Here is a 15,286-nt window from a genome sequence, read left to right as displayed (position 1 = left end):
TGAGAATTATTTAATTTTTAAAGCTATGGATAGGCGCAGGAATGCGTCCTCCTCTATTAATAAAGTTTTCACAGGAAAATTGATTTACAGGCATTACAGGAGCGTATCCGAGCAAACCGCCAAATTCAACCATTTCTCCAACTTTTTTACCTATCACAGGAATAATACGGACAGCCGTTGTTTTTTGATTAATCATTCCGATCGCCATTTCATCAGCAAGAATACCAGAAATCGTACTTGCCTTTGTATCACCTGGTATCGCAATCATATCCAGTCCCACTGAGCAGACACAGGTCATTGCCTCCAGCTTTTCCAAAGACAAGGCACCTTCTAGTACTGCCTGAATCATTCCCTGATCCTCACTGACTGGTATAAAAGCTCCGCTTAAACCTCCCACATAGGAAGATGCCATAACGCCTCCTTTTTTCACCTGATCATTTAGGAGCGCCAACGCGGCTGTTGTTCCAGGGGCACCGGCACGTTCCAGACCCATCTCTTCAAATATTTCTGCAATACTATCTCCTATGGCAGGTGTTGGTGCCAGAGACAGGTCAATGATTCCAAATGGAATTCCAAGTCTTTTAGACGCTTCCTGGGCAACCAGCTGACCGACCCTTGTAATCTTAAATGCTGTTTTTTTCACAGTTTCGCAGAGTGTGCCAAAATCTGCGCCACGCACGCCTTCTAATGCACGTTTTACAACGCCAGGACCACTTACCCCTACATTAATTACGGCATCTGCTTCTGTCACTCCATGAAATGCACCTGCCATAAATGGATTATCATCAGGAGCATTACAGAATATTACTAATTTAGCACAGCCTTGTGAATCGGTAATGCGAGAAGTCTCCAAAATAATTTCACCTAGAATCTTCACTGCATCCATATCAATTCCTGTTTTTGTAGAACCAACATTTACAGAACTACACACCCTCTCTGTCTGAGCTAGTGCCTGTGGAATACTTCGAATTAATAATTCATCGCTTTTTGTCATTCCTTTGGAAACAAGTGCTGAAAACCCGCCAAGAAAATTAACTCCTACTTCCTTTGCTGCCTGATCCAGGCTTTTTGCTATTTTAACATAATCACCCGGTTCTTTACATGCCGCTGCGCCCACCAAAGAAATTGGCGTAATAGAAATTCTTTTATTTACAATTGGAATGCCGTATTCTCTTTCTATCTCTTTTCCCGTAGACACTAGATCCTTGGCAACCGTGGTAATTTTGCGGTATATTTTATCACATAGTCGTTCTAAATTGTCATCTGCACAATCCAACAGGCTAATTCCAAGTGTGATTGTTCTGACATCCAAATTCATCTGCTCGATCATGGAATTCGTTTCAACTACCTCATGTATATTAATCATCTTATCAATCCTTTCTTTCCATGTTCTTTGCTATTAAATCCGGTGCATCTTATTAAATATATCTTCATGCTGCATCTTTATAGAACAGCCGATTTCTTCCCCGATCTGCTCCAGCTCTTCTCCAATTATCATAAAATCTTTTTTTGCTTCATTAGTATCTGCAATCATCATCATATTAAAATACCCTTGTACAATTGTTTGCGAAATATCTAAAACGTTCACATTATTGTTTGCTAAATACGTACATACTTTAGCGATAATTCCCACGCTGTCTTTTCCTACTACTGTAATAATTGATTTTTTCATATGAGTACCTCCATAAATGTATTATAAACTTACTAAAACAGATGGTTCTTCTCTTTTTGCCACCTCTAATAGAAAATTATTTTTAAATGGACTATCACTTTGATCCAGTTCATATTTTACTGTTTCATAAGCCAAATCTGGATAATTATTTTCTTTACTTAAATGCCCCAGATAAATATATCGCAATTTATCATGCAGCAAATTCCGAATCAGCCTGCCACAATTGTCATTAGATAAATGCCCTCGTTCTCCCAGAATTCTTCTTTTCAGTACGTAAGGATAAGCTCCAACCTGAAGCATGTTAATATCATGATTTGCTTCTAATAAAAGAATCTCTGAGTTTTTAAGACTTTCAACAATATAATCATCATAAATCCCTAAGTCTGTTGCTACTCCAACCTTATGCCCATTCTGTTCAATGGTATAACAAACTGGATTTGCTGCATCATGGGAAATAGAAAATGGATTCACAATCACATCATGAATTTCAAAACTCTGATTTGGTTCAATAATCCGAAATAAACCAGGATCTATTTTGCCGAGACTCTTTATTCTGCTTAATGCACTTAAGGTTTCAGCTGTTGCATAAATCGGAACATGATATCTTCTCGCCATAACTCCCAATCCTAAAACATGATCAGAATGTTCGTGGGTAACCAAAATGCCATCTAGTTTTTCAGGATTTACATCTATTTCTGATAAGCCACTTTCGATTCGCTTACAACTAATCCCTGCATCAATCAGCAGACTTGTACACCTATTTCCAACATATATACAATTCCCACTGCTTCCACTGGCAATGCTACATAATTCCATGGGCCTTCCTCTTTTCCAGCAATTTTTCATCTAAAATCTATGACATTATAACACATTCTTTTTTAATTAGCTAGACAAAAAAAGGAATCTATTCTATTCTCATTAGAATAAACCCCTTTTCTCACTAATTAAAATACTATTTTAGTTTTACTGCCTGTCGTATTTCATCGGAATCAATTGTGATTTGATCCCTGCCATTCTGTTTTGAATAGTACATTGCCCAATCTGCTCTGTTCAGTAATTCCAACGGACTAGCACAAGTTTCTGGATAAGAAGTAAGTCCAACACTTACATTTACCGAAACTGGTTTTTCATTATGCTGTAATCCCAGCTTTTTCACATTCTGCTGAAGCATAGAAACTGGAATATACGCTTCTTCTAGCCCCTTATTAGGGAAAATAATTACAAATTCTTCTCCCCCATACCGGCCTACAACGCCATTAAACTTACAGGCAATTTCTTTTGATAAGCTAGCAATTCTGCGTATAACCTCATCTCCAAATAAATGTCCATACGTATCATTCACATTTTTGAAATGGTCAATATCAAACAAACAGACCGACAAAGGAACCCTATTGATTAATGATTCATTTACATATTGTTCAAACAGCGCTGTCAGATGTCTTCGGTTATATATCCCTGTCAAACCATCTTGAATTGCCATAAGCTGCATCTTCTCATATAAATTTGCATTGTACATGGCAATGGTAAACTGGGCAACGATACCTTCAAAAAAAGCTGTATTTTCAATAAAAAAATCGTATGAACGGTGACCAACGAAAAGTTCACCGATCTGCATACTATTTCTGATTAATGGTACAATTAGCATAGAGCCAATCATGCCATCCTCCAGAAAGGAATACTTTTTTTTATTTACATAATTATCCACGTATGTAACTGAATTAATCATAATTTTTTCAAAACAATTATCTTCAATTGCTTCACTTAATTCTTCTATGTACTTTTTACTTAACTTACTTTTTATCTTATATACCATACGTCCATTGCAGGCTTCCTCTGAAAGTGCATCTGGGTGAAGCACAATGGCACAAATGTCAACACCGATTCGATTAATAATGGATTCTGTTATCAGGGTCATCAGTTTACTAAGCTCTAGTGAACTAGAAATATATTTCAAAATATCGTTTTGAATCTTCATTTCCATATTTACACTGTTGATTTTTGTATAAGCAGCTTCTAACTTGATTTTTTGTTCCCCAAGAAGCTCATTCGCTTTCTTTACTTTTTCCTGATTCACAACCAGTTCCTCATTGGTTTCATTGATTCTCTCAATCAATCGGGTCTGAGCATAAACCGTCTCATTATTTTCACTAATAACCTTCGCTATTATTTCGGCAAATTGCCATACAATCCCATAAAACACTCCTAATACTAATACCATTAAAATCAGTCTAATCTCTGCAATAGTTCCTATCAGACTATACCACAATATGTAAGCAATGAGTGGAATACATATTGATAAGAAATATAATTTTCTAACATAGGGATCTGTAAAATCAACACAGACATAATATTCCATAGCTAGTAAAATCAAGCATAATAAACATATTCCAAAAGTATAATAGTTTGATGTTGTAATCGCAAGAAACATACCAAACCAAATATTTATATATTTCAAAACAACCATACATTTTGGATAGTAGTGTTTCACGTAAAGAAGAACTCCCTCCAGAAAAACACTACAAAAAAGATATATCATTGCTGCGAGAGCACACCATCCACCAGAAGCTACATATTGCTGAAGGGTATATAATATCAGAAAACAAGCTACAATTCTATGAAATTTAAAAAACCTCTTTTGAATTAATACAACTTGATTATAATCCAAGACATCTATTCCTCCCAATACAGTTCAATACTGTCGTTCTCATATATGCCAGTTGTAAAATCTCCTGTCACATTATTTACTTTTATCACAAATTTTGTTCCTTTCGCTTCTGCAACATTGAAAGGATAAAAATCCAGCACATCCACCAAAATATAATTTCCCTTATTCTTTAATACAACCTTCTCACCATTCACATAAACAGTTACTTCTTTTGTATCTATAACTTTCTCCTGTCCTTTCTCCTGTTCTGTTACTTGTTCTGTTACTTGTTCTGTTACTTGTTCTGGTTCATTCCACAGGCTTTGCCTTCTGGCAATTTTCAGTTTGCTCATATCCAGACGAATTGAAAACTGTTCATATACCTTTTCATCCAAAGAAGCCAGTTCATTATTCACATAAATATCCCCATCAAAATCCAAATCCATAAATTCCAGAATCTGCTTCAATGTATAATAATTCAAAATTTCTAACTGATCCCCCTCCTGAATCTCATAAAATTCAGAAACCAGCTGGTTATTCGCAACTATAAATTTAGGACAAATAATGCTTTTACCATTAAAAATAAATGAAATACTACTTTTAAACTCAGGCAGCTGTCTCACTTCATATATGGCATCCCTTCCCACTGTGGAAGAAATGATTTCAATTTTATCATTTTGTTGGATTGAACTGCTGATACCTACAACCTTACCATTTAACTTAACAACAGCAGCTTCTCCCAGTTCTCCTCGAACCAGTCTCTTCTCTCCATCTAATGTAAAATTAATCGCCTTTCCCCGTTGTGGAAATAACTGTTCATTTAATACACCCGCCTGCAATGCAGCATCTACAATTGTCAATTTATTATTATCATATAATTTTATTCTTTCACCGTTGACCTGAACATAAATAAAATTATTTTTCTGCTCATAAAAATTCAAACAAATTCCTATTGGTGTTACCAAAAGAGAATCTTTTTTAATCCCTGTTTCCAAAAATTCTACATTGCCAAGTACTTCCTGCCCACGCAAAGCAACTCTTTCTTTTGGCAAATTCAAATAGTCCGCTAAGTACGTTGTAAAACCCGGAAGCTTTCCGCCTCCTCCAACTACAAAAACTGCGCTGACCGTTTTATCACCGTTTAATTCAATCACCCGGTCTGCCACATTTTTTGTTATCATCCGGACTGTTTCATCCACTGCTTCTAATACTTCTTTTGTAGTAATCTTATAGCTTAATCCCATTATATCTTTATAAGTCACGGTCTTTTTATTCATGCAGGCAATTTTTATTTTTTCTGCTGTCTGAAAATCAACTAAGTACCGTTTTGCAATTGTCTCTGAAATTTCATCCCCTGCATACGGAATCATTCCATATGCAATGATACTTCCATCCTTTGTAATTGAAATATCTGATGTCCCTGCTCCAACATCTACAAGTGCAATATTTAACAAACGATAACTTTCTGGAATAGCCACATTAATGGCTGCAATTGGCTCAAGGGTAAGATTCGCCACATATAACCCTGCACGTTCTACCGCTAAATACAACCCATCTATTACTTCCTCTGGTAAAAAAGTTGCAATCAGTTCCGTCGCAATTTTATTCGCTTTATGACCATGCAGATTCAAGATGGAATAGTCATTTAAAAAATACCGTATTACAGAATATCCTACACAATAAAACTTAATATCCTCTTCCTGTGTCTCTTCTCTCAGCTGTTCATATGCCTTCTCAACTGCCATTAAATTCAGAGAATGAATATGCTCCTCTTCTACAATTGTTTCATTGGAAAATTCATATTCTGTTGTAACGGTAAGTGTTTTTAATACCCTCCCGGCAGCCGCAATGCAAACATCCGTAAGCTTTCGTCCAATCTTCTGTTCAAGAGTTGTTTTTATCGTTGTAATCGTCTCTGACACCTTAATAATATCATGTATCTGGCCATCCATCATTGCTCTGGTATCATGGAACAAAACCACCTGCGCAACAACTTTGAATACTTGATTTTCCTTATATCCAACTGTTCCAACAATGCTCCTTGTTCCTATATCCAGGCCAAACACCAGGTGCTCAGGATATCTTACGTTACCTTGCATCTAGATTCCCCCAATTTTCATAACATAAATCTTGTTAAGAAATAACATATACATTTATTATAACATAAAACATATTGCTAAACTAGTAAAACTTTCAATACAGACAGCATTTTTTCACTTTCTCCATTATTATCCAGGATCACATTACATTTTGTTTTAAAATATGAATCATTTTTCTGATTCTGCAAAATATGAGTTATTTTTTCATCTGAATACCCTCTGGATTCCTTTAATCTTTTCCTCCTTATTTCATCGGATACGGATACAAACCAAAATTCATCACAAATATTTTCATAGCCTGCTTCTAATAGGATTGCAGATTCAATAAAAATATAATCAGCTTTTCCTTCTGACTGGACCTGGGCGATTTGTGCTTCAATATATTCTCTCACTCTTGGATGAATAATAGCATTCAAATTCTTCAGCAGTTCAGCATTCTGAAACACAATTTCTGCTAATTTTGCCCTGTCAATTTTTTCTTCAGCCGTCATAATTTCTACTCCAAATTCTGTTATAATATCCCGATAACACGGCTGGCCTTTTTCCATACACAGATGTCCCACCTCATCTGCAATAATGACACAAGCATTAAAATTCTGCGCAATTAATTTGGCAATCGTAGATTTTCCGCTGCCCACGCCTCCTGTTAAACCTATTATCTTCAATCTTATCATCCTTTACTTCTATCTAATGTGCCTCATACCAACTGTTCCCCTGCTTAACATCCACCTCAAGAGGAACATTCATTTCGGCTGCATAAAACATTTCTTTTTCCAGTATTTCCTTAACAGCTTCTATTTCCTCTTCATAGGTTTCAATAAGCAGTTCATCGTGAATTTGTAAAATCAGCTGGGACTTAAAATTATTTTTCTTCAATCTGTCATTAATCCGAATCATAGCTATTTTAATAATATCTGCTGCTGTTCCTTGTATAGGGGAATTCATGGCAATTCTTTCACCAAAAGAACGCTGCATAAAATTCGATGAACTCAACTCTGGAACAGGTCTTCTTCTCTTAAACATTGTTTCCACATAACCTTTTTCTTTTCCAGTTTGAATTAGTTCATCTAAAAATTCTTTTACCCTTGGATACGTATTAAAATATTTTTTAATATATTCATCTGCCTCTTTTTTTGTGATATTTAAATCCTGACTAAGACCAAAACTGCTTATACCATATACAATTCCAAAATTAACCGCTTTTGCATTGCTTCTTTGTAAAGCAGTAACCTCTTCAAACGGGATATGAAACACTTCCGAAGCTGTGATACGATGAATATCCTGCTGCTGGCGGTACGCGTTTATTAGTTTTTCATCTCCAGACATATGTGCCAGGACTCTCAGTTCAATCTGAGAATAATCTGCATCTAGAAAAATATAACCCTCTCTTGGCACAAATACCTTTCGGATCTGACGTCCCAAATCCATCCGGATTGGAATGTTCTGTAGATTAGGTTCTGTACTGCTGATTCTTCCAGTGGCGGTAATGGTCTGATTGAACTTTCCATGAATCCGTCCATCTTCACTAATGTAAGTTACTAAGCCATCTGCATAGGTTGATTTTAATTTCGCAAGCTGGCGGTATTCCAGTATCAGATTAATAACAGGGTGTTCACACTTAAGTTTATCTAATACATCAGCTGAGGTAGAATAGCCTGTTTTGGTTTTTTTGGCAAATGGAAGCTGAAGTTTTTCAAATAATATTACTCCCAGCTGTTTGGGAGAATTAATATTAAAACTTTCTCCCACCTGTCTATATATTTCTTTTTCCAGTACTTCAATTTTCTCTGCCAGCTGTTGCCCATATATCGTTAAAGCTTCTCTGTTGACACGAACACCGCGCATTTCCATATCATATAGTGTAGTAATTAGGGGAAGCTCCACCTCGTAATAAAGCTGCCTCATTCCGCTTTGTTCTAACTCCTCTTCCATGGCTCTGACTGCCTCATATGGGACATAGGCTAGATAACAAGCATATTTCACAAATTCTTTCTTTTCTAATGCTGCTGTCACAGATGCTTTGGCAAAATAATCTTCGTAAGATGGAACAGTTAATCCCATATAGTCCCTTGCAATATCGTCATATGCATAAGAATCCTTTAGTGGATTTAATAAATAAGCAGCCACCTGACAGTCAAATATACGTGGTTTCATTCCGCCTTCTGTATGGGACAGTTCTGGAATATTATAAAGAAGTTCCTTATAGTCTATTACAGAAACTAATATATCATGTTTTAAAATTACCTTTAACTGGTCTAACAGATACTCTCCTTTCACAGCTTCACTTACTGGAATAAAAATTGCTTTTGTGGCAGCCTCCGTTTTATAACAAACAGAAATTCCCAATAAATCTTCTTCCTTTTTCTCCGACAGGTCAAACACAAACTGACCATCTTCTTTCACCTTAAATACATTTTCTTTTTGATTCTTGGCAAATACACAGAGTCCCAATTGAAAATCTGGTTGTTCCGCCAGCAGCATAATTTGCTGTAAAACAGCTGCTGCTCTTTTGGGCTCAGCTGCAAGTTCAAAAATATCTTCTATATTCTCATTACTGGAAACCTCACAGTCAAATCTGGATAACAGTGATTTAAACTCTAGTTCCTTCAGCTTCTGATATGCCTTTTCATTGTAAATATTCTCTATTTTCCCATCCTTCATTTCAAAGTCTAGTGGACAATCTGTTTTTATAGTTGCCAGAACCTTAGAAAGCTGTGCAAGCTCATAATGATTTTTCAAAGCCTCTTTTGCTCTGTTTGGGGTGATTTCATCCACATGGGCATAGGCATTTTCTATTGTCTGGAAGGATGTTAGTATCTTTAATGCCGTTTTTTCACCTACTCCTGGAACTCCCGGTATATTATCTGCTGTATCTCCCATTAATCCCTTTAAATCAACTATTTGTGCTGGCGTTATGCCATACTTTTCTATTACTTGTTTTGTATTATAGTCTTCTATCTCAGTTCCGCTTTGTTTTGTCTTTGGTATCCGGATTTTAATTTTATCAGATGCCAGCTGTAATAAATCTCTGTCCCCAGAAACAAGAGCTACCTCAAACCCACTTGCCTCACATGTTTTTGCTAGTGTTCCTAATATATCATCTGCTTCAAAACCAGGCTTCTCTAATATCTTAATATTCATAGCCTGAAGAACCTCTTTTACAATAGGTACCTGCTCATGGAGTTCCTCGGGCATAGGTTTTCTGGTTCCCTTATATTCCTGGTACATTTCATGCCTGAAGGTTGGATGCTTCACGTCAAATGCAACTGTTACATATTCTGCCTGTTCCTCATCTAATAATTTAAAAAGAATATTCAAAAACCCATATACCGCATTGGTATGAATCCCCTTTGAATTGGTCAAATTGGGAATTCCATAAAATGCCCTGTTTAAAATACTATGTCCATCAATTAATACTATTTTTCGATTCATTTCAACCTCCTGTCTGCCTAATGCACCTATCCAATCCATAGCCCCAGTACTACCATAATTAGAATCAGTACTATTTTTGTACAGACTAATTTAAATTTTACTTCTAATATATTATCTTCTTGTTTTTGTATAAAATTATCCAAATCTATATGAAATTTGTTTGAAATGGTTTTATTCTCATCTAACTGTTTCATTCCCGAAAAGAGCGTAAAATAAACTTCAACTTCTTCCTTGCATTCTTTGCACCTTTCAATGTGTTCTAAAAACTGCTCCAGCTGTTTTATATCTAACTGTTCATTAATAAATGGTGTTATCATGCTTTGTGCTTCAAAACAGGTCATTTTAAGCCCTCCCCCTTTTTTCTCCTTACTATTAACTTTACTCTAAAAAAAAAATTAAAATAAGACTTGCATTATTCATTTATTTATGTTAGAATAATTCTCGCATTAAGGAATTTATTTTGCGGATGTGGCGGAATGGCAGACGCATCAGACTCAAAATCTGACGGTGGCAACATCGTGTGGGTTCAAGTCCCACCATCCGCAGTATTAATAAAACCACCCAAGTCTTATATAGAAGTTTTGGGTGGTTTTTTGCACGAAAGCACTGTTTTTTTGATAGGAACATTAAGTAGAAATTATAAGTCATATTTTTCTTATTCTTTTAGTCTTTTCAAAATCCTTTTAAATCCTATTTCCTCCCTCAAAAAATCTAGCTCTTCGTCATTTTCTAGTGCCTTTTTAATCAGTTCTATCATCTCCTTCCTATTTCCAACTTCATTAAATTTCATATGCGAATACAAAGGGGAGGTTTTGAAATCCCCAATTGTATCAATTCCATCTATCATCTGCTCTAATAGCTCAATACTCTCCTCTTTATTTTTTGTTTGTATTTTCACAAACATTTTTGGTGTATATGCAACATAGGAGCCTAGGTCAAAAAGCTCTGCTGCCTGCTTTGCTACCTCTGCATATGTTAGTGCATAATCCATTTTCTCTTCTTTACATTGTAAATGAATGATAAGCTGCAATATACTGCATATTTCATTTGCAGCTTTATATAGCATCTTTTCATAAATTTCATAAGCAGCCTGATTATTATCCTGACTAGCATATAAAATCGCTTGCAGCATACGTTTATCATAACCAGGTTGAGGAATTTTGTCTAATAGGTTCTGTGCCTTATTATACTCCTTTTTAGCAATATAAATATGACCTAGTGAAGCAATTGCTGTATTAGCAGCTTCAGAATCATCACTTGAAGCTTCCATTTCATACCAGCTTATAATTTTAGCTTCATATTTCTCATTTCTTTCTACACTGAGAATACTCCTATACGCATTTAATATTCCAGCTAATGAAAGAATTAAGTTATGACAATTAGGATATTCTCTTATCAGATTTTCACCTCTTTCAAATCCTGACTCATAACCATTTTTCTTCATTAATTCTATTATTTCCTTTACAATTACACTAATTTCCGCATCCGTAAGTTCTTCATGAAACGAAAGCAGCGTATCCAAATTTATTTTTAGTATCCGGGCCAATGGTGACAAGAGGGTTATATCTGGATAAGATATACCATTTTCCCACTTATTAACTGCTGGAGCCGTAACTCCCAAATAATGAGCAACCTGCTCCTGTGTTAGATTTTGTTCCTTTCTATATTTACGAATGACTTCATTTATTTTCATTTGCACTGTCTCCAATATTATTATTAGCAAAGGCCTTTGCTAATAATAGAATAGCAAAGACCTTCACGTTAAGCAAGTGAACCGTTGTAACATTTCATTCATAAAATTTAACTATTGGTTAATTTTACATTAAAAGAAAGTCACTTCGGCTTTCTTAATTATACTTAAAAACCAAAGGGGCTTTATATGCATGGCAAAATTATTTATCAATAACAAAATAAAACCGCCCAAGTCTATTAAAACCTGGACGGTCCTTTTATTTATCCTCAAAATTACTCTCAGAAAAGTCTATTAGTTACCCATCTGTTTTGCAACTTCTTCAGCAAAATTTTCTTCTTTCTTCTCAAGTCCTTCGCCAGTTTCAAAACGAACAAACTTAACAATTTCCAAAGAAACACCCTTTGCCTTAGCAAATTCTTCTACATACTTACCAACAGACTGTTTTCCATCTTCAGCCTTAACATAAACCTGATCAAGTAAGCAAATCTCTTTTAATTCTTTCTTAATACGTCCTAAAACCATACCTTCGATAATCTTATCGTTAGCATCTGGTTTTTCATTCTTAGCCTGAACTGTTAAGATTTCTTTCTCATGTGCGATATAATCCTGATCTACTTCTTTATCAGATACATATTTTGCATTTAACGCTGCAACCTGCATTGCAACATTCTTTAAACACTCTTGAACATCATCAACACTTGCTTCTGTCTTTGCTTCCACTAATACGCCGATTTTTCCACCAGCATGAATATAGGACACAACAACACCATCTGTGTTAATCTTTTCAAATCTTCTAATGTTCATGTTTTCACCAATTGTAGCGATCATAGAAGCTAATTGTTCTTTTACAGTCTTAGAAGTATCCTCAGCCCATGCACTATCCATAAAAGATTCCACATCAGCCACATCACTAGTAGCAATCTGCTTTGCAACTGCAGCTACAAAGTCTTTAAAAGTATCGTTCTTTGCTACGAAATCTGTTTCACTATTAACTTCTACAATAGCTGCCACTTTTCCATCAGCAGAAATATCGGTTGCAACAATACCTTCTGCTGCAATTCTTCCAGCTTTTTTCTCAGCCTTAGCAAGTCCGTTTTCTCTTAAATTCTCAATTGCTTTATCCATATCACCATCTGTTGCAGTAAGGGCTTTTTTACAATCCATCATACCTGCACCAGTGATTTCTCTTAATTCCTTTACCATTGAAGCTGTAATAGCCATTTCATTTCCCTCCGTTAACCCAAAATTATTCAGCTACAGTTTCTTCTACTTCTTCCACTGCTTCTTCTACATCATCTGAAACATCTGTTAATTGAACGCCTTGATTTGCTTCAATAACAGCATCAGCCATTTTAGCAACGATTAATTTAACTGCACGAATTGCATCATCATTACCAGGAATTACAAAGTCAAGCTCTTCTGGGTCACAGTTTGTATCCGCAATACCAATTAGCGGAATACCTAAAGTATGTGCTTCCTGAATACAGATTCTTTCTTTCTTAGGATCTACTACGAAAATAGCATCTGGGATTTTCTTCATGTTCTTAATACCACCAAGGTTCTTCTCAAGCTTATCCCATTCTTTTCTTAATTCAATAACTTCTTTCTTTGGTAATACATCAAATGTACCATCTACAGACATAGTTTCAATTTCTTTCAATCTGTTAATTCTTCCCTGGATAGTCTTGAAGTTTGTTAACATACCACCTAACCATCTCTCGTTAACGTAGTACATTCCACAACGCTCTGCTTCAGATTTTACAGAATCCTGTGCTTGCTTTTTCGTACCAACAAAAAGAATTGTTCCGCCATCTGCAATAATATTCTTAATTGCATAGTAAGCATCATCTACTTTACCTACAGATTTCTGTAAGTCAATAATATAGATACCATTTCTTTCTGTGTAAATATAAGGAGCCATCTTAGGGTTCCATCTTCTAGTCTGGTGTCCAAAATGTACACCAGCTTCCAATAACTGTTTCATTGAAATAACGCTCATTGTTATACCTCCATATGGTTGTTCTTCCGTGTATCTCATTTTTTCATACTACCAACAGGCACCAATACGAAAATCCATACACGTGCATTTTCACAATTTCATATTATAGCATAGTACATGTACTATGACAAGCTTATTTTTTAATAATTTAATTCTATCTTGCAATCAGCAAGCTTTTCCGTCATAATCAAGATATAATATCCACAATTTCCTTGTAGGATGCATTGATTGGAATCTCATACTCACCAGTCCGAATTTTTGCATCTAGCCCCTGTTCACTCATATATTCTTTAAAATCTTCTGCGCTTCCTACGACACCCGCCTGATAGAAATATTTAGCTACAGTACTGAGCGTCATTCCAGGTTCAATGGTCACAGAAATAGTAGTAACTTTTGCTGGTTCTTTCGAAGGTTGTGGAGTAGAAGTAGGCTTGGCTGATGGTTTGGCTGATGGTTTGACTGATGGCTGTGGTGAAGACTCCTCCCCTGCTTCCTCTTCCTGGCTTTCAGATGGAACAACCGTAGACTGGGGTGTAGGTTCTGCCCCAGCCTCTGTAGCTTCCTCTTTTAATTTGACAATGCTTTCCTCCAGCAAGGCATCCTTTGCTTCCTCTAACGTATACAAGCCCATTTCCCTTGCATAACTAATAATTTCATCTTCAGATAATTCCTTATTCCGCTTACTATTTGATAATGTAAAAAGAATAGTAGTACATAAAATACCAATTCCTAATCCTCTTAAATAATATTTCCATTTCATTTCTTTGCTCCTTGGAATAAATCAATAATCAGTTTAACTTCACCTTGCCCACGATTTAATTGCTTAGCGATTTCTGTTACCGTCATGCCTTCTGTATACATTTCAAGAACCTGATCATTAAATGTATTGCCTGTTGTAGGAATATCCTTGCTGTCACGTTCTTTTCGCACAGCATGCTCTAAATGGTTGCTTTGCTTTCCAGAAAGATTCTTTCCACGATTTCCTTTTCCTTTATTGTTATCAGTCTGCACATTTTTTACATCCTTCATCGCCTGATTTAACTGATTAAGTTCTTTTTTTAATACTTCTTCTTTTTCATTCAGCATATTGTAAAGAAAAACTACTTCTGAATGATTCTGGTTGATTTTTTCAAGTATTTGTTCTGAAAAATCATCTACTACCATTATTTTTTCATTACAGAGACTGTTTAGCTCCTGGGTTGTTTCTTCTATCAAATTGTCCTTCTCAACCAGAAGCAAGGATAATACTTTTTCCTTTAGCAATTCTTCATTTCTTTGAAATAAGGTGACAAGAGCCTCCTCAGAGTCCATTAACCTGTCACCTGTAAGTTTATCATCCAATTTTTCCGATAACAAAAAACTACTAACAATACATACAATACTAATTACTATTAAAACGATCTCAAATCCTGACATTGTTCTACTCCTATTATATTGTTATATCAAAATTTCCACCTGAGTTTTTTGGCACAACGGATTTTTCTTTCTCCTTTGCCTTTTTCTTCTTTTTATAATTTTCCTTATACTCATTACTGCCCTTTTCCTTTGCATCAAATCGAAAATTCTTATTTTCTTTCTGCTCCGCCTTCACTGTTTTTTGTAAGTTGTGTTTGGTTTCATTTTGATAATGTGTATTCATCTGCTGATTCATTGTTGCAGCTCTTGTCATACTACCTTGTTGAAGTTGCGATGCTTCTTGTGACTTAGGAGGCATCGTATAAATATCAATTGGCTTTATTGGCATCAG

At 35.6% G+C, this 15,286-nt stretch carries 14 protein-coding genes and 1 tRNA gene; 1 reads left to right on the top strand and 14 read right to left on the bottom strand.

The window, feature by feature from the left end; translation table 11 throughout:
- Nucleotides 1-10: 10 nt before the first annotated feature.
- From BM305_RS14200 to BM305_RS14165, 8 genes are all read right to left on the bottom strand, one after another.
- Nucleotides 11-1,366, bottom strand: a complete 1,356-nt coding sequence (locus tag BM305_RS14200) for a PFL family protein (RefSeq protein ID WP_092562047.1) — start codon at nt 1,364-1,366, stop codon at nt 11-13.
- 33 nt (nt 1,367-1,399) lie between these two features.
- Entirely contained in the window at nt 1,400-1,672 is a 273-nt protein-coding gene (locus tag BM305_RS14195; RefSeq protein WP_092562044.1) for an ACT domain-containing protein, read from the bottom strand.
- Nucleotides 1,673-1,693: 21 nt separating this feature from the next.
- Nucleotides 1,694-2,488, bottom strand: a complete 795-nt coding sequence (locus BM305_RS14190; protein ID WP_092562041.1) for an MBL fold metallo-hydrolase — start codon at nt 2,486-2,488, stop codon at nt 1,694-1,696.
- A 136-nt stretch (nt 2,489-2,624) separates the two neighbouring features.
- Nucleotides 2,625-4,337 (bottom strand): sensor domain-containing diguanylate cyclase, encoded by a 1,713-nt coding sequence (locus tag BM305_RS14185; protein WP_092562038.1) that lies wholly within the window; start codon nt 4,335-4,337, stop codon nt 2,625-2,627.
- Nucleotides 4,338-4,342: 5 nt separating this feature from the next.
- The gene (locus tag BM305_RS14180) at nt 4,343-6,415 is read right to left on the bottom strand and encodes a cell division protein FtsA (protein WP_092562035.1); all 2,073 of its coding nucleotides are present in this window, start codon (nt 6,413-6,415) and stop codon (nt 4,343-4,345) included.
- A 77-nt stretch (nt 6,416-6,492) separates the two neighbouring features.
- Complete coding sequence (gene coaE / locus BM305_RS14175; protein WP_177214738.1) at nt 6,493-7,080, bottom strand: dephospho-CoA kinase; 588 nt, start codon at nt 7,078-7,080, stop codon at nt 6,493-6,495.
- A gap of 22 nt (nt 7,081-7,102) precedes the next feature.
- Nucleotides 7,103-9,847 carry a DNA polymerase I gene (gene polA, locus BM305_RS14170; RefSeq protein WP_092562029.1) on the bottom strand — a complete coding sequence of 915 codons (2,745 nt, stop codon included), beginning with the start codon at nt 9,845-9,847 and terminating at the stop codon, nt 7,103-7,105.
- 26 nt (nt 9,848-9,873) lie between these two features.
- Nucleotides 9,874-10,188 (bottom strand): anti-sigma factor family protein, encoded by a 315-nt coding sequence (locus BM305_RS14165; RefSeq protein ID WP_092562026.1) that lies wholly within the window; start codon nt 10,186-10,188, stop codon nt 9,874-9,876.
- 121 nt (nt 10,189-10,309) lie between these two features.
- Here BM305_RS14165 and BM305_RS14160 point away from each other — a divergent pair.
- Nucleotides 10,310-10,392: transfer RNA gene (locus BM305_RS14160), tRNA-Leu, on the top strand.
- A 110-nt stretch (nt 10,393-10,502) separates the two neighbouring features.
- Here BM305_RS14160 and BM305_RS14155 read toward each other — a convergent pair.
- From BM305_RS14155 to BM305_RS14130, 6 genes are all read right to left on the bottom strand, one after another.
- Entirely contained in the window at nt 10,503-11,540 is a 1,038-nt protein-coding gene (locus BM305_RS14155; RefSeq protein WP_092562023.1) for a helix-turn-helix domain-containing protein, read from the bottom strand.
- Between the two features lie 291 nt (nt 11,541-11,831).
- Nucleotides 11,832-12,761 carry a translation elongation factor Ts gene (gene tsf / locus BM305_RS14150; protein ID WP_092562020.1) on the bottom strand — a complete coding sequence of 310 codons (930 nt, stop codon included), beginning with the start codon at nt 12,759-12,761 and terminating at the stop codon, nt 11,832-11,834.
- 25 nt (nt 12,762-12,786) lie between these two features.
- Entirely contained in the window at nt 12,787-13,539 is a 753-nt protein-coding gene (rpsB, locus tag BM305_RS14145) for a 30S ribosomal protein S2 (RefSeq protein WP_092562017.1), read from the bottom strand.
- Between the two features lie 187 nt (nt 13,540-13,726).
- A complete protein-coding gene (locus tag BM305_RS14140; protein ID WP_092562014.1) occupies nt 13,727-14,299 on the bottom strand; it encodes an endolytic transglycosylase MltG in 573 nt (190 codons plus the stop codon).
- Entirely contained in the window at nt 14,296-14,955 is a 660-nt protein-coding gene (locus BM305_RS14135; protein ID WP_092562011.1) for a DUF6115 domain-containing protein, read from the bottom strand. Before BM305_RS14135 ends, BM305_RS14140 begins: the two co-directional genes overlap by 4 nt.
- 13 nt (nt 14,956-14,968) lie before the next feature.
- On the bottom strand, nt 14,969-15,283 hold the full coding sequence (locus BM305_RS14130; RefSeq protein WP_092562008.1) for a hypothetical protein: 315 nt from the start codon (nt 15,281-15,283) through the stop codon (nt 14,969-14,971).
- Nucleotides 15,284-15,286 lie beyond the last annotated feature (3 nt).

This window comes from Anaeromicropila populeti, assembly GCF_900112775.1.
Lineage (GTDB): Bacteria > Bacillota > Clostridia > Lachnospirales > Lachnospiraceae > Anaeromicropila_A > Anaeromicropila_A populeti.
The sequence above is the reverse complement of the archived record's forward strand: the minus strand, read 5'-3'. Positions and strand labels throughout refer to the sequence as shown.